Here is an 18,648-nt window from a genome sequence, read left to right as displayed (position 1 = left end):
TTTGTTTATCATGTATAGATTATCCGGTTTACAATTACAATAAATGTAGTTTGACACTGGGTTTAATTCTTGTTAGAGTTGTGGAGTCATTCATTGCATACAAATTGTATAGAAGCAACACAATAAAAAATACTACAGGGATAATAGTGAGTATACTGTTATTTCTGGTTTTAGTGGCATTCTATTTTGTGATGCGAAAATTTTAATATATAATTTTATGTATGATATAACAGATTGGTTTTTAAATGATGATTCATTATATGGAATTAATATAGGCGATAGTATTGCAGAATTGAAAAACAAATTAAATTTTGATGGTCTTACACTAATTGGTCATGAACACTACGAATATTACTATATGCCCGATTGATATCGGTGGGGATTCTGTAACGAGATAATTGATGAGATTGGTATAGATTTCGATAAATTATCAGTTAACGTAGTATTTAAGAACGAGGGCGAACACTACGTATTAGACGGTAAAAAATCCATGAAATTTTATATTTCTTAAATGACAACTTTATAAAATGGACTGCAATTAAAAGTGTAGATACTCAATATTTGATGGTAAAAATTGTTAGCAATAACATTGTTTTAATTTTTAATGTATATGAAGGTACGCTATCCAAAATAGTTAAGTCAAATATGCAGTTGTAGAATAATCCCGCTGCTAGCGCGAGCCTCAGGCTCGTGCAGCCAAATCCCTTTGTTACTCATGCCGATTGAAATAAAGGTCTTTATTAAAAAGTAAGATAATTTATGATTTCAGAAATTAAACAGGAAACTTCCGATATTAACTGGTTCTTTGTAAGCGGTAATAAAATTGGGTTCGTTGCATCCGGGGCGGGAAAGCTGCCTGGCTCTGTTGCTTACCTGGATGAAAAGTTGGGGCTGTTATGGTCTTACTTTAAAAACATACCCGAAACCAGCGAAGTACTACTAAATCTTGAACTTGAATCAATAAAAACTACCGTTATTACAAACGATTATCTTGAAGATTTTATTTTCATGGCTAAGCGCGGGCTCTATACTTTTGATAAAACTACTGCAAATAATTTTCGGGATACAAACTATCATTTGGTAGCGAAACCAGCCAATCCTTTATTGGCAGACACGCTGCCTGTAGAAATATTTACTTTGATAAGCAATACTTTATACAAGGTGGATATTGAAGGTGCTAATGGGATAGATGTCAAAACTATTATTTAAGGAAGCGATTCTTTGTACAGAAGTTTACATCCCAGCGAGTTCAAATCTTTTAGCTGAAGCTTATATTTTGTAGCAAAAGAAGTTAGAGCCTTGTCCCGATAGCTATCAGGATTGTTTCTTTTGTTTCAAGACAAAAGAAAAGATATAGTTAAATCATTTCTATTTGTTATAATTATCCTGTGCAACACACCCCTAACCCCTCTCAAGAGGGGAACACTCAATTGTGCTCACTCAAACGTCTGAAATACGGTCGCTCTTAACAGCCGAGTGTAGCTGGTTCCCCTCTTGAGAGGGGTTAGGGGTGTGTCTCTAAATGATGACATTTTTTATAGATTGGACTATATATACATATACTACATATAAAAAACGAACTAAAAAAAAATCCCGACACTCTCTCAAGGTCGGGATTAGATATTATCGTACCGGTTGATTTAAAACTAAATCGAGGTAAAGATTTACTTTGTCCTTAAGGTCTTTTCTTGGGGTTATAAAATCCAGGAAACCGTGCTCCATAACAAACTCTGCCGTCTGGAAACCTTCCGGCAGCTCTTTGCCTGTAGTATCTTTTACCACCCTTGGGCCGGCAAAGCCTATAAGGGCTCCGGGCTCAGAGATGTTGATGTCGCCAAGCATAGCATACGATGCTGTTGTACCACCCGTTGTAGGGTCTGTACATAATGATATGTACGGTATTTTAGCCTCGGCAAGCTGTGCCAGTTTAGCCGACGTTTTGGCAAGCTGCATTAGCGAGTAAGCCGCTTCCATCATCCTTGCTCCACCCGATTTTGATATCATCAGGAACGGGATGTTGTTTTTAATAGAGTGGTCTATAGCGCGTGCAATCTTTTCGCCCACTACGGCACCCATAGACCCGCCTATAAAGGCAAAATCCATACAGGCAACAACAAGGTCTTTCCCTTTAGATTTGCCCACGGCAGTTCGCACGGCGTCTTTAAGTTTTGTTTTCTCCATGGCATCCTTAAGGCGGTCGCCATATTTTTTGGTATCAACAAACTTAAGGGGGTCCTTAGAGGTTATATTAGCATTGATCTCTGTAAACTCGTTATCGTCAAACAGTATATTAAAATACTCCTTGCTGCCTATCCTTACATGGTAGCCGTCTTCGGGGCTAACATAAAAATTCCTGGCAAGCTCATCTGCATCAACAATTTTACCGGTAGGCGATTTGTACCATAAACCTTTAGGCACATCTCTTTTATCTTCGGTTGGTGTTTGTATCCCTTTTTCTGTTCTTTTAAACCAAGCCATATTTTATTCCTTATTCTGATTAATGGTTGTTAGTTATTGGTTGATGGTTGTTAGAAAAACCCAACAACCAATAACTAACAACCGGCAACTATAGAGTATTAACGTTGTTAAGATCGGCAAAAGCCTGCTCCAGCCTTGTATTAAAGGTAACTTCGCCTTCGCGAACCCATTTGCGTGGGTCATAATGTTTTTTGTTAGGAGACTCAGCACCGTCCGGACTACCTATTTGTGTTTTTAGGTAATCGATATTTTTTACCATATAATCACGGATACCTTCTGTAAAGGCAAACTGAAGATCGGTATCAATATTCATTTTTACAACACCGTAAGAAATAGCTTCTGTAATTTCTTCCTGTGTAGAACCCGATCCTCCGTGGAAAACGAAATCGATAGGGTTGTGGCCTGTGTTGTATTTTTGCTGAACGTACTCCTGAGAGTTTTTAAGTATTTTTGGAGTAAGTTTTACGTTACCCGGTTTGTATACACCGTGTACGTTACCAAACGCAGCAGCAATAGTAAATTTATCAGATACCGCTTTAAGCGCCTCATAAACCTCTGCTACTTCTTCCGGCTGTGTGTAAAGTTTAGAGCTGTCTACATCGCTGTTGTCAACACCATCTTCTTCACCACCTGTAATACCAAGTTCAATTTCAAGGGTCATGCCCATTTTGCTCATTCTTTTAAGGTACTCTACAGAGATTTCAATGTTCTCTTCAAGAGGCTCTTCGCTAAGATCCAGCATGTGCGAGCTGAATAATGGTTTTCCTGTTTCGGCAAAATGTTTTTCGCTGGCATCAAGAAGCCCGTCTACCCATGGCAAAAGTTTTTTTGCGCAATGGTCTGTATGTAATATTACAGTAGCTCCGTAAGCTTCTGCAAGTGTGTGTATGTGTTTAGCGCCTGCAATGGCTCCAAGTATAGCTGCCTGCTGACCCTCGTTAGAAAGGCTTTTGCCGGCATTAAATATAGATCCGCCGTTTGAGAACTGGATAATTACCGGGGCTTTAAGTTTTGCTGCAGTTTCTAATACACCGTTAATAGTGTTAGACCCTGTTACATTTACTGCCGGAAGCGCAAAGCCCTTCTCTTTGGCATAATTAAATATCTCCTGTACCTGATCTCCGGTGGCTACACCGGGTTTAATATTATGAGCCATTAGTTAATGTTTTAAAGTTAATGTTTTAAAAATTAATTCACAAAAATACTATTTTTAAGTTTAGAACGGATAATTAATACCAACATTTAGAACCGAGTTCGAAAAATTGTATTCTTTAAACCATCTCTCACCCTCAGGCCTGCCTGGATTATAGGTTTTAAAGCCTACGTCGAGGCGCACTACAAAAAAGTTAAAGTCGTACCTAAAACCCATACCGGTACCCAGTGCAAGGTCCTGTAACGATTTAAATCCGTTAAAGGTTTTATCAGGGTCGGTTTCCTGGTCAAACACGTTCCATATATTGCCCACATCGCCAAAGATGGCACCGTTTAACTTGCCAAAAAGGTTAAAGCGCAGCTCTGCACTATAGGCAATTTTTAAGTTGGCCTCGTTAAAATCGTTACGGCCGCCACTACGTCCCGGCCCAAGGCTGTAGGACTGCCAGCCTCGGTTGTCGTTACTGCCCCCGCCAAAATAACTGCGCGTAAATGGTATAGACGATGCATTGCCGTAAGGCACTGCAAGGCCAAAAAAGGCACGCATGGCCAGTACTTTGCCACGGCGCAAATCCCAGTGTTTTATAAAGTCGAGCTCGCCTTTTATGTATTGGGCATAATTAACATCAAAAATTGTTTTTTGCCCCGTAGGCACACCCTTGTTCTCGTCTAATAACCCCGATAATAAGGAGAGGGTATTACCGGCACTTTCTACTTTAGTTTTAAATACAAAGAAGCTATTGTCATTAAGGTCAGTACGCGTGGTTGTAGTATAGGTAAAGTTAGACGCAAAAATAAGGTTGTTCTCTACAAGCCTTTCGCGGCGTTCTTCGAGCCTGCGGACATCTTCAAAATCAGCTTCAGATATGGCTACGCCCGTGCGGTTTTCCAGTACATCATCAATAAAAGGAAAAACCGCATATACAGGCAGGTTTCCGGTTTCATCATAATAACCTAAAGGCAGGTCTGGGTATGATTTTGCAATTTCGTTTAGCCTGTCGTAAGACGATTTGTATACCCTAAAATAAGCACCTGCATTTACATTACGAATGTATTGTATGTTAAACAAATCAAGCTTTGCCGTGTGGCGGTTACGCTTGGGTGTCCAGTTGTAGCTTAGTACACCGGTAAAATTTTCTTTATCGAGCCCTATGTTTTTTTGCCTGCCTATACCAAAACTCATAATGGTAGAGGGTATCATCTCTTTAGCAATTATCTTCTCGGTATTAAACGGGAACCATATACGTGGAAACGTAAACTTGGCATCGGCACCATACTCTAATATATTAAAAAAGGCGTGGTCCTGTATGGCAAGGTCGCGGCTGGAGCCTATGTTGCCACGGGTAGAAATTTCGAGCGTTTCGGCACCCCTGAAAATGTTGCGTATGGTAAGCCCCAAGCTTCCCTGTACACCAAAATCCTGAATGTTACTGTGGTTAAAATCAGCCGTTACATTAAACCTGAACTTTTTACGCGGGTTAAGTGTAATATTGCTTATTAACGATCCTCCAGTGGCATCGGTAGTGTCTACCACAAAGTTAATACCGGGGTAGCCAAAAACGCGTAAGTTGTTTATATATCGTGAAGTAAGCACACGTTTGTAATCGGCATAGTTGCTGCCGGGGGTAATAAACATAGCATCGGTAAGGGCTTTTGGCCTGTAGTTAAGCTTTCCGGTGCTGTAAATGTTAAAGCCATTGTAGCTTACGGTATCTACAGTCTGGTCTTCGGCCGATGGGTTTTTGGTATAAATATTTACCTTGCTTATTTTGTAAAGCTTAAAAGGGCGCACAAATGTAGAGTCGCCCTGACGCACCGATTCATTATCTATTACAATATCTACATTAGCTTTGTAGCCTGTATTTACCGTATCTACTGTATAATTTATGTTGTTTTGCTGAAATGTATATGCCCCACGGTTCCTGAAAAGCGTGGTTATACGCTCCCTCTCTGCAGTAAAATCGGCCTCATTATATTGTTTTCCCTTTTTTATTACCGAAAGGTTTTTTGTACTGCGGTACAAAGTGTCCAGTACAGGTGTTTCTATAAGCGGTTTTATACTGTCTACAATATAAGGCTTTCCGGTTTCTATGTTATAGGTTACAATGGCGCGTTTATCGGCAAGGGTATCTATTTTCCATGTGGCTTTTGTCCTGAAAAACCCCTGCTTATAGTAGTAAGCATACAGGCGGTTACGCGATTTTTTTACACGGGCAACATCTACCAGTACGGGTGGCTCGCCGGTTTTTTTTAAAAAGTTGCTAAACCCTGCCACTACAAAAGAGTTGCCCAGGCGCATTACCTGTTTTTCTGAGAGTAAGCTGCGCATAAACTCGTGCCTGCCCGGTTTACGGTCCAGCCATGCCAGGTAAGAAGAGTCAGCATTAGGCTTGGCAAGGTTGTACATGTGCAGGCGCAGGTTGTAACCCAGTATGTTTGTATTGGGCAGCTGGTACATTTGCGCCTTAAGCTCGTCGTCGTTTTTAGGCTCCCCGTTTACGCTGAATTCGTTTTTTTCGAGCAGGTGTTTATCCTCCGGAACCCGCTCTGTAAGCGAACACGAATATAAAACCAATGCCGATACTATAAATAATACTATTTTTGTTGTTTTATCTCTCAAAACGGTGGTGCCAAATATAAATTCAAAAATACATTTTTTATGGTTAGTAAAAACCAAATAAAAACAATAACAGGCTTACAGCAAAAAAAATTCCGCAAGCAGGACAAATTGTTTTTTGCCGAAGGTATAAAGGTGGTTCAGGAATTGCTGAATTCTAATTTCGAACTGCACCATTTATATACCACCGATGCTTTTTTTAAAGGCATTGCTGCCGATAAGGTTACCCTGATAACACCCGATGAGCTTAAAAAAATAAGCGCACTTACCACACCGCAGGCTTGCCTGGCGCTGTTTACCATACCGGATGAAAAGCCCGTGCCCGATACCGGCCTTATTGTTGCCCTTGATGATGTGCGCGATCCCGGAAACCTGGGTACCATCATCCGCCTGTGCGACTGGTTTGGCATTAGCCACCTTGTGTGTTCGTTGCAATGTGTAGATAGTTATAACCCCAAGGTAGTGCAGGCGACAATGGGCAGCCTTGCAAGGGTTAATGTTATATATACTGATTTGCAGGAATATTTAGCTAAAACCAAACTGCCGGTTTATGGTACTTTTATGGATGGCACCAATATCTATAAGGAAGCAATGCCGCAAAACGGGATCATTATAATGGGCAATGAAGCTAACGGAATATCGGCCGAAGCAGAAGCCCTGGCTACACACCGCATTGCAATACCGCGCTTTGGTAACCTGCAGCAAACCGAAAGCCTTAATGTGGCCACAGCAGCAGCAATTATACTAAGCGAGTTCAGGCGAAATGTTTAAGGAATTTAGTGGAATGTAAAGTTGATAAAAACACCCCTTGTTTTCATAGAGGCTACATTACCCGTGTAAGCGCTGTTAGGGGTGTTGTCCCTAATAAGTTCGTCTTCAAGGCCAAATACCCCGCGGATGGATGGCGAAAATTTAAAATATTCGAAGTAAATATCTATACCTGCACCCAGCTCGTAGTTGTTTGTCCACTGTTTCATCCTGAAAACCTGCCCTGTAATATTATCATCCATAACCTTTTGGTTACTGTCAAAATTTAGCGTGCGCGAAACACCTGCGAGGAGGTAAGGGCGCACGTTACCGGTACGTTTAGAAGAAAATTTTAGCAATAGCGGAAAATGTATGTAAGTAGATTTTACCTGCCTTAACCTGTCAGAAGGTTCTATAAGGCCCGGCCCGGAAAAAGTAAGGTCGCGCTGTGTGTAATATAAGCCCGGCTCAAAACGAAGGTCTAAATATTCAAAAAGGCGCAGGTTACCCACAAGGCCCACATTAAAGCCCGTAGTGGTTTTAGTCTTAATGTCTACACCAGGGTTGGTCTTATAGTCAAATTTAAAATCGTAACTGTTAAAGCCCAGGAAATAACCCCAGTGTACACGCTGCTTATCAAAATTTTCGAGATTTGTAATAGGGTCTTTACCAAAAACGTTGGTGCCAAACTGTGCATGGGCAAAAAGGCCACACAGCAGGAATATGTAAATAAGAATTTTCCTCATTTTATTGTTTTGAAGCCGAATAAATGGTAGCTGCACCAAAGGTTTGCGGCATATCTTTAACCTCTATAAACCCAATTTTACGTAAAATATTGTTCAGTTTTTCTCCATAAGGAAAAAGAGAGGCCGATTCGCTAAGGTAAACATAGGCTTCTTTGTCTTTAGAGAACAGCCTGCCAATAATCGGCAGCAGGTAACTGTGTAGTTTATAGCCCTGTTTAAAAGGGAATTTTGTAGGTACAGATGTTTCTAATATTACAAATATACCGCCCGGTTTTAGCACGCGCAGTATTTCGGCAAGGCCTTTTTCGAGCGTTTCAAAATTACGGATACCAAAGGCAACGGTAACCGCATCAAAGTAATTATCGGCAAAAGGAAGCTTCTCGCTGTCGCCATACACCAGCTGCACACGGCCATCAAGGTTTTTTTCGGTCACTTTTTTGCGGCCTACTTCCATCATGCCCTCGCTAATATCGGCACCAATAATTTCTTTGGCACCGGTAGCCGACATTAATATGGCAAGGTCGCCCGTGCCGGTAGCAATATCAAGTATGGTATCGGGGTTTTTTGCAGCAACAAGGTCAAGCACTTTTTTGCGCCATTTAATATCAATACCAAAGGTCATTACACGGTTTAAACCGTCATAATTACCGCTTATGGTATCAAACATTTGGGCCACCTGTTCTTTTTTACCCAGGCCGGAATCTTTATAGGGAGTTATATTTTGCGACATTACACTAATTTACGCAACAAAGATAAAATAAGTTTTGTTAATGTGAGGTTATAATTAAATACACACAGCTAATCTTCCGAAAGTCCATTGTAATTTAATTCTTTAACTTTGTCTTTATTTCCTTTACTCTTTAATACTATCGATTCTTTTTTAAGAATAATTTCATCATAAATAAGCGGTTCTATTATTTCGTTGTGAGCATTTATAATTCCGTATTTCCCGTCATATTTCATAATATATTCTGAGGTAGCATATATTGGGCTAATATCATCATATATTGCGGCTACAGTGATGTTTTTCCTTAGCAGATAAACTAATCCGTATTTCCCTCCCTTTTTAAAAATATGATACCCATTTTGCTCGTAATCAAAAATACCGTAATCTTTAAAGCTGTCTGCATCCTCAAATAAAGAAATGAATGATGGTTTAGAATTTTGGAAGTACAACCAGTAGCAATGTAATCCATCTGAACAAATGGCTGTATTATGAACCAAACTATAAAACTTGTAAGTGAATGGGAGGACAGTATTACCTGTTAAATCAAAAATGCCAGTCTTGTCGGATTCGTTTGTGGCTAATATGTATTTGTCTTTATAAATGCTTGTTTTTTTATATTTGATATTGAGTACTTCAATACCCTCAGAGTTTATTACGCCCCATTTATTGTTTTTCAGGACAAGGAACAAACCATTATTCCGTTCTAAAATGTTATCGAATTCTATGGGTATTATCAATTTGTCAGAAAGATTTGCAACACCTGAATATTTGCCGATAGTAACAATAAAATTGTTTCCGGCAAGCTCAATATATGTGTATTTACAGGGTAGTTTAATTATACCTTTTAAATCTATAATACCATATTTTTCAGATTTATTATTTTTAATTATACCATACTCTTTAAAGAGCCTGATAATCTTATGGCCTCTAATTGGGGTAAACAATATTCTGCCTGATGTATCTATAACTGTAGCAGTATTATCCTGCATTATAACAGGTACATTGTCAAATGTAAAACCCGAAACTTCTTTATAAATAAAATTTGTAACAGCTGTGTTGTGATGATAAAGAGCATATAAACCCTTGCTCTTAATGAAATAATAGTTTGGTGCTGCATGAGTAATCTCATCATATTTTAGGGGAATGACAGTATTGCCAAGAGTGTCCAGTATACCAATTTTAGAATTTAATGTTGCCCTTATGGTATTATCATCAAATAAATAAACATCATCATAAATAATGGGTATACGTTGAGATCCATCTTTGTTTATATAGCCCCGTTTGTACGATTTAGCTATTTTTATGGTTGTCTGTAGCCAGCCGGTGGGTGTAATATAGATATGATCATATTTAGGAGGAAAAAGTTCTTTGCCCTTGCTATTAAGCAATGTGTATTTGCCTTTTTTAGTTCGCGCTTCAGCCATGGCATATTTAGGGTTGTAACCTATATACTCATACTTGTTTTTAACGCTATCCTTTATTTTGTCAAAATCCTGTGCGTTTACTGCGAGAGATATAAACAGAATTATAAAGTGTAAGTGTTTCATATAGCGTAGGTTGAGATAAACTAACGAAATTACTGGTACTATGTTGTTTTTTCGGTGAACTTTCCTGTTTTAAAGTAATAAAATGTTCCCGCAGTTAATACAATTATACTCATTACCCATAAGTAATAACCGGTCTGTAATGATACAACAGTTGCCATACTGCCACTTTCTGACCCTAAAATATTTTTCCAGAATGCAAATGAAATAGCCAACGTTAAAGCAATCCCACATTTTATGATAGCTCTTTCTTTGCCTTTCCATAAATCGAGCATGGCAAATAAACATATCGGGTTTGCCAGCCAAATGATCCATTCTAATAATCCTCCTCCTAAAATTGCAGTACTTCCCATGAAGAAAAAATCTAACGAAGATTGCTGTTCGCGGATATCACAAAACTCTCTTGTAATAGCGTTTTGAGTTAAGGCGATTGCAAAAAAAATAAGACTTAAAATAATAATTGTTAACTGATATTTCTTGTTTTTCATATTTTACTGCACTTCCCATTCCCCTTTTTTAATAATTATTACCATCCATTAAATAGATGAAACCTTATATTTTCTTCATTAATTGTTTGTTCATAATCTTTTACATCTTTATAAACATTGTCAATTATTGTTTTATTAGCTAACCAAATATCATTAGCAGGATAAGTGTAAATACCATTTGTAAGTTCGGTAATTATGGTGCTGGTTAATACTGCGAACCTAAATTCAAAACTGTCAGCAGTGCCCCACCTAAATGTAAGCAGCTTTTTGCAATCTTTTAAATGGGCATCTATTTCAGGGTTTGCAAATGACATGCCCTCGGGCTTTTTACCTAATATCCTGTCGAGCAGTTTAGGTTTACAAGTAAGCTGATTGATTTCAGTCTGTAGGTCAAAATCTTCAATATATAATTCAAAGCCACTTTTAAGCTCTTTATCTTTTAAAATTGCAAGTGGTTGGTTGGTCAATCTGAATTTAAACGGCAAAAATCCCTTTTGGTCTTTAAATGAAAAATCGGGATGAATTTCAACAACTATTTCGTAATCGCTAAGACGCTCAATAATTTTCGGAATCAAATCATCCGAAAGCTCTTTACAATATACATTAATCTCTAAACTCATTTGAATTTTTTACTTCCTCACCCAGGTCTCAAACACAAACTCTAAACTATGCTTTTCATCTTTACCATGAAAAACACTTTCAGTAAGGTTCCATTCGGCAGGGTTAATTTCGGGGAAATAAGCATCCGCTTCGGGAGAAATTCCAAGTACGCGGGTTAGTTCAATTTTATCGGCTTTGGCAATGCTTTGCTTGTAAATTTCGCCACCGCCTATTATAAAAATTTCTTCGTTTTGCGGGCAGGCAGCGAGGGCATCGTCAAGGCTGTTTACAATGGTGCAGCCCTCGTGGGTATAATCTTTCTGGCGGGTAATAACCACATTAGTACGGTTGGGTAATGGCCCATCCATACTTTCTAACGTTTTGCGCCCCATTATAATGTGGTGACCTGTTGTAAGTTGTTTAAAACGTTTAAAATCGTCCGGCAGGCGCCATATCATCTGGTTGTCTTTGCCCAGTGCGTTGTTCTCTGCGGCGGCGGCTATAAGGGTAATGGTCATTATAATGTAGAGGTAGGGGTAGAGGGATTTTCTTTTTCGTACTTTTTTTCAAGCTGGTCTATACGGCGTTCCTGGCGGGCCACAAGCATTTCTATCTGGTCGCGTTCCCAGGCTTTATTAATAAAGCTTTCTACCACAAAGATCTTCATGAAATGCAATATAAATATAAAGGCCCAGGCGGTTATAGCCCATAAGTACCAATCGTCCTGTGGGTCTACGTCGAGAATTTTATTAATGATATAAAAGAAAATACTGCTCACAAAAAACAAGATAAAATGCAGGTAAACGCGCTTTTTTTGCTTTACCCGTTTGCGTGCATATTCAAATAGTTCTTGTTGGTTCTTTTCCATAAATCGTAATTTGCGATACTAAAGGTAACAAATTTTTGCAGTGTTTTTTAACGTTTAGCTTTATTTTAGTAAACACTCACAATTATTGTCAAAGACAATAACAGCTATAGCTTTTTGCTTTAGACAGATCAGGTACTTTATGGTAACATAAATTAATCACGTTACCTTATTCGGTAATTAATTAAAAATCGAACCGGTGCAGGGATTCCATTTATACGTGCAGGTTCTAAGTTAGGCAGGGTGTTTATTACCCTTTTTGCTTCCTTTTCGTAAGCATCAGGAGAGCTTCCCAAAAAACTTTCTATATGTAATTTGCCGTCGCTGTCAACCAGTATCATCATGCCTAAATTTATATATAGGTCCCTGTCAAAAGAGGGTTTTTTATAATTTTTTTTAAGGTATTTAAAAACGTTGTCTGCTGTACATTCCAACTGTGCGGTAAAATTACCTGCATTGCCACAGCTGCCATAAAGTGCAGCCGCATCATAAGTTATATAATTGGGTAAGATTTTTTGTTGTGCCATTTCCTTATTGTTGGCAATGTAATAATTGTGTTTATCAGGATTGGCAAGAAAAGTACAGTTAACAAGATGTATACTTCTTCGTTCTTTGATACTTGTAGCTTTAGGAATAAACGCAGGGAGATTGCTAACATATTCAATTATAGCAGACTTTAGTTTGCTGCTTTCAGACCGAACTTCTATCTGATCTGGTATAACTTTCCCTGCGTAATCTGACATAAAAAATGCAGAAATAGAAAAATAGTAACCTCTGTTTTTTTCGGGTAAATCGCTTATCAAATCATCATTAATGAGGTTTACAATTTGTTGTTCAAGTAATTGTTCAGTACATTTTTCAGGCAATTCGGCTGTTTGGCATTGTTGCATAATTGCATTTACAATAGGTTTGCCCTGCGGCTGAACGATAAAAGGTAAGAGTAAAAATTGTACTATATAATGGTATTTCATATTTTGTAATTTAAGGTATATTAACCTATTTTGTATTAATATATAAGGGGATTATTCCTGTAAATTCTACGGGGATACCCCTTGCTTTTGCAGGTATAAGTTTTGGTAGCCTGAGTGCTGCGTGCATAACTTCTTCTTGTATGTCTTCATTACCGCCTATTATGCGGTTAACGGTTACTTCGCCATTTGTATCTACGGTTATAAAAATCCCAACAGTTATTGTTGAACTAATTCCCGACGGTAAAAGTAATTTTTTGCTGAAAAAGCGGGATAATTTTTCCTGTGTACATTCGCTTTCTTTATCGTGGTCTATATCTGTGCAACCCGGAAATACAGGATTAGAATCAGGCGGAAGATATTTGGTAATAATTTTTTTGGTGTAAAGCTCCCCGGCTGATGCCGCATAGTATTTTTTATCTATGGGGCTAAAAACAAATGTATAATTAAGTGTAAATACACTTCTTTGGTCTTTTTTTTCGTTGCTTTTAGGTTGCAGCTGTATTGATTTTAAATAATTCGCAATTGCTGTTTTTAAGGGTAAGTATTCGCACAAAATGTCTGTTTCCTCAGATATCATCCTGCCGTTTTCGTCTATAAGTAAAATAATGGAAACTGTAAAAAAGTCGGCTCTGAGGTTATTACTAATATCATCAGTAATTTCTTTAGAAATGAGATTGGTAATATCGCTTTTAAATCTGTCTGTAGTGCATTTTGATGTAAATTCACGGTTTAAACACTCTTGAAAAACTGCCTGTTGTAGAGGTTTTTTTTGAGCCATAGCAACGGCACTTGCCATAAATAGAATGGCAATTAAAATGTTTTTCATATACAATTAAGGATTACACCGCTACAGCGCCTTTAATATGCGGGTGCGGTTCGTAATTTTCTAAAGTAAAATCTTCAAATTTAAAGTCGAAGATATTTTTAACATCAGGATTCAGTACCATTTTAGGCAACGGCTTAGGCTCGCGGCTTAGCTGAAGCTCCAGCTGCTCCATGTGGTTGTTGTAAATATGGGCATCGCCAAAGGTGTGGATGAAATCGCCAGGTTCATAACCGCATACTTGCGCTATCATCATGGTAAACAATGCATAAGAGGCTATGTTAAACGGCACGCCCAAAAATATATCGGCACTACGCTGGTATAACTGGCATGATAGTTTACCATCGCTCACATAAAACTGAAAGAAAGCATGGCAGGGAGGGAGCGCCACTTTACCTTCGGCAACATTATCGGCAAACGATTGTGTAGTATCCGGCAAAACCCTTGGGTTCCATGCGCTAACCAGCATACGGCGGCTGTTAGGGTTGGTTTTAAGCGTGTCTATAAGCTCGGTTATCTGGTCTATCTCGCGGCCGTCCCAGTTGCGCCACTGTGCGCCATAAACCGGACCCAGGTTACCATTCTCATCGGCCCACTCGTCCCAAATCTTTACGCCGTTATCGTTAAGGTATTTAATATTCGTATCGCCATTAAGAAACCATAGCAGCTCATAAATAATAGATTTTAAGTGCAGCTTTTTAGTAGTAACCAGCGGGAAACCCTCGCTTAGGTCAAAACGCATCTGGTAGCCAAAAACACTTTTGGTGCCCGTGCCCGTGCGGTCGCCTTTTTGTGCGCCGGTTTCTAAAACATGCTTTACTAAATCTAAATATTGTTTCATTGTAATGTGGTTTTGTTTATCTGGTAATGCGGTTATTTGTTATAGCCGATTACGTTACAAAGATACACAATAATGTAATTTTCGATGTGTTGTATAGTATGGGTTATCCACAAAGAAATCAACCATCCCTTTTGAGGATGGCTGTTCTATATTTTGTAATTATTTAGTTGTATGTTGGTTGTTAATTCGGAGGAGTTACGTTACAAATAACCAAATCAACATATACCAAATTAACTTTTATGATTCCCTCTTAGAGATTTCGTCCCTGATTTTTGCTGCAAGCTCATAGTCCTCATTTTGTACGGCACCTTCCAGTTGCTCGTGCAGTTCCATAAGGTTGTATTGCGAGTAACCTTCGCCGGATACCGTTGTTTCGGCTCCAAAGGTTTGCGGTGCAGACAGCACGTCATCATCGTTAGGTATGCCGTCTTCGTTTTGCTCCGGGTTTATTTTAAGATAAATACCTGCTTTATCGAGTATATTTTTATAGGTAAATATAGGTGCGCTAAAACGCAGTGCCAGTGCAATGGCATCGCTGGTACGGGCATCTATAATCTCTTCTATCTTGTCGCGTTCGCAAATAATGCTCGAAAAGAACACGCCATCTACCAGCTTGTGGATGATAACCTGCTTAACGACAATATCAAAACGGTCGGCAAAATTTTTAAAAAGGTCGTGCGTAAGCGGCCTTGGCGGCTTTATTTCTTTTTCTAATGCAATAGCAATAGACTGGGCCTCAAAAGCCCCTATAACGATGGGTAATTTACGTTCGCCATCTACTTCATTAAGTATCAGGGCGTATGCTCCGTTTTGTGTCTGGCTATACGAAATCCCCTTAATATTTAGTTTTACTAAGCTCATGTTTGGTGTGTCCTAAAAATGCAAAAAAGGCTATCGGGCAAAGATATAACTATCCGCTTCCCGATAGCCCTTTTGTGGGCACAATTTAAAAATAAATTATGAGTTCTGTGCTTTAAAGGCTTTTATTTTTTCGGTCAGTTTAGGAACGATATCAAATACGTCGCCTACCACGCCATAGTCGGCTACTTTAAAGAAAGGCGCATCAGCGTCTGAGTTTATTACCACTTTTACTTTGCTGGAGTTAATACCGGCAATATGCTGTATAGCTCCCGATATGCCTAAGGCAATATAAAGGTTAGCCGCAACAGGCTTACCTGTCTGGCCCACGTGCTCGCTGTGAGGCCTCCAGCCAAGGTCTGATACCGGTTTAGAACAGGCTGTTGCTGCACCAAGTGCCGAAGCAAGGTCTTCCAGCATACCCCAGTTTTCAGGACCTTTAAGTCCGCGTCCTCCGGATACTACAATTTCAGCATCGGCAATTGTCACTTTGCCCGTAACTTTTTCAGACGATTCTACTTTTACGGTAAAGTCGTTATCATTAAGTGATGGTGCAAAATCTTCCTGTGCAAGGCTTGAAGCCGACTCTACAAGGCCGAAAGAGTTTTTACCAATGGCAAGAACCTTAACATCGGTCGTAATTTCTGTAACGGTAAATGCCTTGTTAGAGAACGCATGCCTTTTTACCTGTAATGGTGAGATGCTTTGTGGCAGCCCCACCACGTTGCTTGCATAACCGGCCTCAAGGCCCACAGCTACAAGCGGTGCTATGTAAAGACTATCTGTATTAGATGAGAACAATACAAATTTAGACGACTCTTTTACAGCTGCCTGTTTAATAACATCGGCATACGCCTTAGCGTTAAATGCCTTAAGCTTATCTGTATTTACGTTAAGTGCTTTGTCTACACCATAAGCGGCAAGGGCAGAAGCATCGCTAATATTAATGGTTACTGCGGTTACGGTTGTACCGGTCTCTGCAGCTATTTTTTTGGCGTAAGATGCAAGCTCAAACGCTGTTTTTTTAAATTTACCTTCTGCTGATTCAGCATATATAAGTATGGACATGTCTTTTCTGTTTATTTGTTAATTCGTGGATTTGTTAATTTGATAATTGCACGGTCAAATAACCGAATAACCAAATGATCAAATCATCTCTTTAAATTACTTTAGCTTCGTTATGCAGCAGGTTTACCAGTTCGTCCAGATTATCAGGGCTAATAAGTTTCACCGCCGATTTTGGCGCCGGTTTCTCAAACTTAACTGCTTTTGTGGTAGCATTTGCAGCAACAGGCTCCAGTATAGTAAGGGCTTTTGTACGTGCCTGCATAATACCGCGCATGTTAGGTATCCTTAAGTCTTTTTCTTCAACAAGGCCTTTTTGCCCTGCTATAACAAGGGGTAGTTTTGCACTGATAGTTTCTTTACCACCATCTATTTCGCGCACAGCAGTAACATCGCTGCCGGTAACATCAAGCTTAATGCAGCCGTTTACAAAGTCGTAACCTGTAAGGCCCGCAAGCATACCGGGAACCATGGCACCGTTATAGTCTAACGATTCTTTACCTGCAATAACAAGGTCGTAACCTCCGGTTTTTACCACTTCGGCAAGTTGTTTGGCAACAAAAAATCCGTCTATAGGGGTAGCGTTTACGCGAATAGCTTCATCGGCACCTATAGCAAGGGCTTTGCGCAACGTAGCTTCGGCATCAGGGCCGCCCACGTTTACCACAGTAACGGTAGCACCCGCCTGTTCTTTAAACCAGATGGCGCGCGTAAGGCCAAACTCGTCGTTAGGGTTAATTACAAATTGTACACCATTGGCATCAAACTCTGTATCGCCGTTGGTAAAGTTAATTTTTGCAGTAGTATCAGGCACATGGCTGATGCAGACTAATATTTTCATTATTATAAGATTATAAGGTTTGATATCGATATAGCGAAGTTAACAAATTTATTTAAATAAAATATTATGCACGCATATTAAATGCGCTTTTTTGAAAAATTTAATCTAAAAAATTAAATTACAATAATAATACAGGTTTTAAATGCGTTTAATTGCGAATTTTAATGGGTTTTTGGCTTTTAAGCTAAAAGAAGATTTATTTGGGCATAAGGCTTTAATAATGACTTTAAATTTTTATTTTTGCCATTCATTTAATACGTGAAATATAATTACATGAGAACTATACAATTTAGGGAAGCTGTTTGCGAAGCCATGAGCGAAGAAATGCGCCGTGACGAAGCTATATATTTAATGGGTGAAGAAGTTGCTGAATACAACGGTGCCTACAAAGCATCTAAAGGCATGCTTGACGAGTTTGGCCCAAAAAGGGTTATAGACACCCCAATTGCCGAGCTTGGTTTTGCCGGTATAGCAGTAGGTAGTGCCATGAATGGTAACAGGCCTATTGTAGAATTTATGACATTTAACTTTGCCCTTGTGGGTATAGACCAGATAATAAACAATGCTGCAAAAATCCGCCAGATGAGCGCAGGCCAGTTTAACTGCCCTATCGTTTTCCGCGGGCCTACTGCTTCTGCAGGACAACTTGGTGCTACGCACTCTCAGGCTTTCGAGAACTGGTATGCTAACACTCCGGGATTAAAGGTGGTTGTACCGTCTAACGTTTACGACTGTAAAGGTTTGTTAAAATCAGCTATCCGCGATAACGACCCGGTTATCTTCATGGAGTCTGAGCAAATGTATGGCGACAAAGGCGAAGTGCCTGATGGAGAGTATACTATTCCTATAGGTGTTGCCGATGTTAAGCGCGAAGGTACTGATGTTACCATTGTATCTTTTGGTAAAATACTTAAAGAAGCCTTTATTGCTGCCGATGAGCTTGCTAAAGAAGGTATAAGCTGTGAGGTTATCGACCTTAGGACAATACGCCCTATGGACCATGATACCATCATCAACTCTGTTAAAAAAACAAACAGGCTTGTAATACTGGAAGAGGCATGGCCTTTTGGTAGTATATCGTCTGAAATTACTTACATAGTGCAGGAGAGGGCGTTTGATTTCCTTGATGCACCTATACAAAGAATCACTACTGCAGATACCCCTGCGCCTTATTCTCCTGTTCTGTTGAAAGAATGGTTGCCAAATGCAGGCGATGTTGTTAAAGCGGTGAAAAAAGTTATGTACAAGTAACAAATTTCTGACTATATTTGAAACTTCATCATAC

19 protein-coding genes are annotated in these 18,648 nt (G+C 39.3%); 3 read left to right on the top strand and 16 right to left on the bottom strand.

Annotated features, from left to right (window positions below):
• The first annotated feature begins 759 nt into the window (after positions 1–759).
• Positions 760–1,209: a hypothetical protein gene (locus F565_RS0105500; protein WP_020212202.1), complete on the top strand. Its 450-nt coding sequence runs from the start codon at positions 760–762 to the stop codon at positions 1,207–1,209.
• Between the two features lie 414 nt (positions 1,210–1,623).
• Here F565_RS0105500 and accD read toward each other — a convergent pair whose 3' ends face one another.
• The 3 genes from accD to tamL all read right to left on the bottom strand — a co-directional run bounded on the left by accD (position 1,624) and on the right by tamL (position 6,250).
• A complete protein-coding gene (accD, locus tag F565_RS0105495; protein WP_020212201.1) occupies positions 1,624–2,478 on the bottom strand; it encodes an acetyl-CoA carboxylase, carboxyltransferase subunit beta in 855 nt (284 codons plus the stop codon).
• An 88-nt stretch (positions 2,479–2,566) separates the two neighbouring features.
• Positions 2,567–3,634 (bottom strand): class II fructose-bisphosphate aldolase, encoded by a 1,068-nt coding sequence (gene fbaA, locus F565_RS0105490; RefSeq protein WP_020212200.1) that lies wholly within the window; start codon positions 3,632–3,634, stop codon positions 2,567–2,569.
• A 60-nt stretch (positions 3,635–3,694) separates the two neighbouring features.
• Complete coding sequence (gene tamL / locus F565_RS0105485; protein ID WP_020212199.1) at positions 3,695–6,250, bottom strand: translocation and assembly module lipoprotein TamL; 2,556 nt, start codon at positions 6,248–6,250, stop codon at positions 3,695–3,697.
• Positions 6,251–6,289: 39 nt separating this feature from the next.
• Between tamL and F565_RS0105480 the strand changes: the two genes are divergently transcribed.
• A complete protein-coding gene (locus F565_RS0105480; RefSeq protein ID WP_020212198.1) occupies positions 6,290–7,018 on the top strand; it encodes a TrmH family RNA methyltransferase in 729 nt (242 codons plus the stop codon).
• A gap of 5 nt (positions 7,019–7,023) precedes the next feature.
• Here F565_RS0105480 and porT read toward each other — a convergent pair whose 3' ends face one another.
• From porT to F565_RS0105410, 13 genes are all read right to left on the bottom strand, one after another.
• Complete coding sequence (gene porT / locus F565_RS0105475) at positions 7,024–7,740, bottom strand: type IX secretion/gliding motility protein PorT/SprT (protein ID WP_020212197.1); 717 nt, start codon at positions 7,738–7,740, stop codon at positions 7,024–7,026.
• A 1-nt stretch (position 7,741) separates the two neighbouring features.
• Positions 7,742–8,470, bottom strand: coding sequence for a bifunctional demethylmenaquinone methyltransferase/2-methoxy-6-polyprenyl-1,4-benzoquinol methylase UbiE (gene ubiE / locus F565_RS0105470; RefSeq protein WP_020212196.1), 729 nt, complete (start codon positions 8,468–8,470; stop codon positions 7,742–7,744).
• A gap of 68 nt (positions 8,471–8,538) precedes the next feature.
• A complete protein-coding gene (locus tag F565_RS0105465; RefSeq protein WP_020212195.1) occupies positions 8,539–10,014 on the bottom strand; it encodes a WG repeat-containing protein in 1,476 nt (491 codons plus the stop codon).
• A 38-nt stretch (positions 10,015–10,052) separates the two neighbouring features.
• Entirely contained in the window at positions 10,053–10,499 is a 447-nt protein-coding gene (locus tag F565_RS0105460) for a hypothetical protein (RefSeq protein WP_020212194.1), read from the bottom strand.
• 38 nt (positions 10,500–10,537) lie between these two features.
• A complete protein-coding gene (locus F565_RS0105455; protein ID WP_020212193.1) occupies positions 10,538–11,119 on the bottom strand; it encodes a hypothetical protein in 582 nt (193 codons plus the stop codon).
• A gap of 9 nt (positions 11,120–11,128) precedes the next feature.
• On the bottom strand, positions 11,129–11,617 hold the full coding sequence (locus F565_RS0105450; protein WP_020212192.1) for a dihydrofolate reductase: 489 nt from the start codon (positions 11,615–11,617) through the stop codon (positions 11,129–11,131).
• Positions 11,617–11,967 (bottom strand): 2TM domain-containing protein, encoded by a 351-nt coding sequence (locus tag F565_RS0105445; protein WP_020212191.1) that lies wholly within the window; start codon positions 11,965–11,967, stop codon positions 11,617–11,619. Before F565_RS0105445 ends, F565_RS0105450 begins: the two co-directional genes overlap by 1 nt.
• Before the next feature lie 161 nt (positions 11,968–12,128).
• Positions 12,129–12,935 carry a hypothetical protein gene (locus F565_RS0105440; protein ID WP_020212190.1) on the bottom strand — a complete coding sequence of 269 codons (807 nt, stop codon included), beginning with the start codon at positions 12,933–12,935 and terminating at the stop codon, positions 12,129–12,131.
• Between the two features lie 25 nt (positions 12,936–12,960).
• Positions 12,961–13,761, bottom strand: coding sequence for a hypothetical protein (locus F565_RS0105435; protein WP_020212189.1), 801 nt, complete (start codon positions 13,759–13,761; stop codon positions 12,961–12,963).
• Positions 13,762–13,774: 13 nt separating this feature from the next.
• Entirely contained in the window at positions 13,775–14,599 is an 825-nt protein-coding gene (locus tag F565_RS0105430) for a thymidylate synthase (protein WP_020212188.1), read from the bottom strand.
• A 237-nt stretch (positions 14,600–14,836) separates the two neighbouring features.
• Positions 14,837–15,460 (bottom strand): bifunctional nuclease family protein, encoded by a 624-nt coding sequence (locus F565_RS0105425; protein WP_020212187.1) that lies wholly within the window; start codon positions 15,458–15,460, stop codon positions 14,837–14,839.
• A gap of 96 nt (positions 15,461–15,556) precedes the next feature.
• Entirely contained in the window at positions 15,557–16,525 is a 969-nt protein-coding gene (locus tag F565_RS0105415; protein WP_020212186.1) for an electron transfer flavoprotein subunit alpha/FixB family protein, read from the bottom strand.
• 91 nt (positions 16,526–16,616) lie between these two features.
• Positions 16,617–17,363: an electron transfer flavoprotein subunit beta/FixA family protein gene (locus F565_RS0105410; RefSeq protein ID WP_020212185.1), complete on the bottom strand. Its 747-nt coding sequence runs from the start codon at positions 17,361–17,363 to the stop codon at positions 16,617–16,619.
• 273 nt (positions 17,364–17,636) lie between these two features.
• Here F565_RS0105410 and F565_RS0105405 point away from each other — a divergent pair, with 273 nt between their 5' ends.
• Positions 17,637–18,614, top strand: a complete 978-nt coding sequence (locus F565_RS0105405) for a pyruvate dehydrogenase complex E1 component subunit beta (RefSeq protein WP_020212184.1) — start codon at positions 17,637–17,639, stop codon at positions 18,612–18,614.
• Positions 18,615–18,648: the final 34 nt, after the last annotated feature.

This window comes from Flavobacterium rivuli WB 3.3-2 = DSM 21788 (assembly GCF_000378485.1).
Lineage (GTDB): Bacteria > Bacteroidota > Bacteroidia > Flavobacteriales > Flavobacteriaceae > Flavobacterium > Flavobacterium rivuli.
This window is presented reverse-complemented; position numbering and strand designations above follow the sequence as displayed.

What these genes read in the sequence shown, in the direction of transcription:
- F565_RS0105460 (WP_020212194.1), bottom strand. Translation starts at nt 10,499, where the DNA reads ATGAAAAACAAGAAATATCAGTTAACAATTATTATTTTAAGTCTTATT.
- F565_RS0105430 (WP_020212188.1), bottom strand. Translation starts at nt 14,599, where the DNA reads ATGAAACAATATTTAGATTTAGTAAAGCATGTTTTAGAAACCGGCGCA.
- F565_RS0105500 (WP_020212202.1), top strand. Translation starts at nt 760, where the DNA reads ATGATTTCAGAAATTAAACAGGAAACTTCCGATATTAACTGGTTCTTT.
- F565_RS0105425 (WP_020212187.1), bottom strand. Translation starts at nt 15,460, where the DNA reads ATGAGCTTAGTAAAACTAAATATTAAGGGGATTTCGTATAGCCAGACA.
- F565_RS0105455 (WP_020212193.1), bottom strand. Translation starts at nt 11,119, where the DNA reads ATGAGTTTAGAGATTAATGTATATTGTAAAGAGCTTTCGGATGATTTG.
- F565_RS0105410 (WP_020212185.1), bottom strand. Translation starts at nt 17,363, where the DNA reads ATGAAAATATTAGTCTGCATCAGCCATGTGCCTGATACTACTGCAAAA.
- F565_RS0105435 (WP_020212189.1), bottom strand. Translation starts at nt 13,761, where the DNA reads ATGAAAAACATTTTAATTGCCATTCTATTTATGGCAAGTGCCGTTGCT.
- F565_RS0105405 (WP_020212184.1), top strand. Translation starts at nt 17,637, where the DNA reads ATGAGAACTATACAATTTAGGGAAGCTGTTTGCGAAGCCATGAGCGAA.
- porT (WP_020212197.1), bottom strand. Translation starts at nt 7,740, where the DNA reads ATGAGGAAAATTCTTATTTACATATTCCTGCTGTGTGGCCTTTTTGCC.
- F565_RS0105415 (WP_020212186.1), bottom strand. Translation starts at nt 16,525, where the DNA reads ATGTCCATACTTATATATGCTGAATCAGCAGAAGGTAAATTTAAAAAA.
- F565_RS0105440 (WP_020212190.1), bottom strand. Translation starts at nt 12,935, where the DNA reads ATGAAATACCATTATATAGTACAATTTTTACTCTTACCTTTTATCGTT.
- F565_RS0105480 (WP_020212198.1), top strand. Translation starts at nt 6,290, where the DNA reads ATGGTTAGTAAAAACCAAATAAAAACAATAACAGGCTTACAGCAAAAA.
- accD (WP_020212201.1), bottom strand. Translation starts at nt 2,478, where the DNA reads ATGGCTTGGTTTAAAAGAACAGAAAAAGGGATACAAACACCAACCGAA.
- F565_RS0105465 (WP_020212195.1), bottom strand. Translation starts at nt 10,014, where the DNA reads ATGAAACACTTACACTTTATAATTCTGTTTATATCTCTCGCAGTAAAC.
- ubiE (WP_020212196.1), bottom strand. Translation starts at nt 8,470, where the DNA reads ATGTCGCAAAATATAACTCCCTATAAAGATTCCGGCCTGGGTAAAAAA.
- F565_RS0105445 (WP_020212191.1), bottom strand. Translation starts at nt 11,967, where the DNA reads ATGGAAAAGAACCAACAAGAACTATTTGAATATGCACGCAAACGGGTA.
- fbaA (WP_020212200.1), bottom strand. Translation starts at nt 3,634, where the DNA reads ATGGCTCATAATATTAAACCCGGTGTAGCCACCGGAGATCAGGTACAG.
- F565_RS0105450 (WP_020212192.1), bottom strand. Translation starts at nt 11,617, where the DNA reads ATGACCATTACCCTTATAGCCGCCGCCGCAGAGAACAACGCACTGGGC.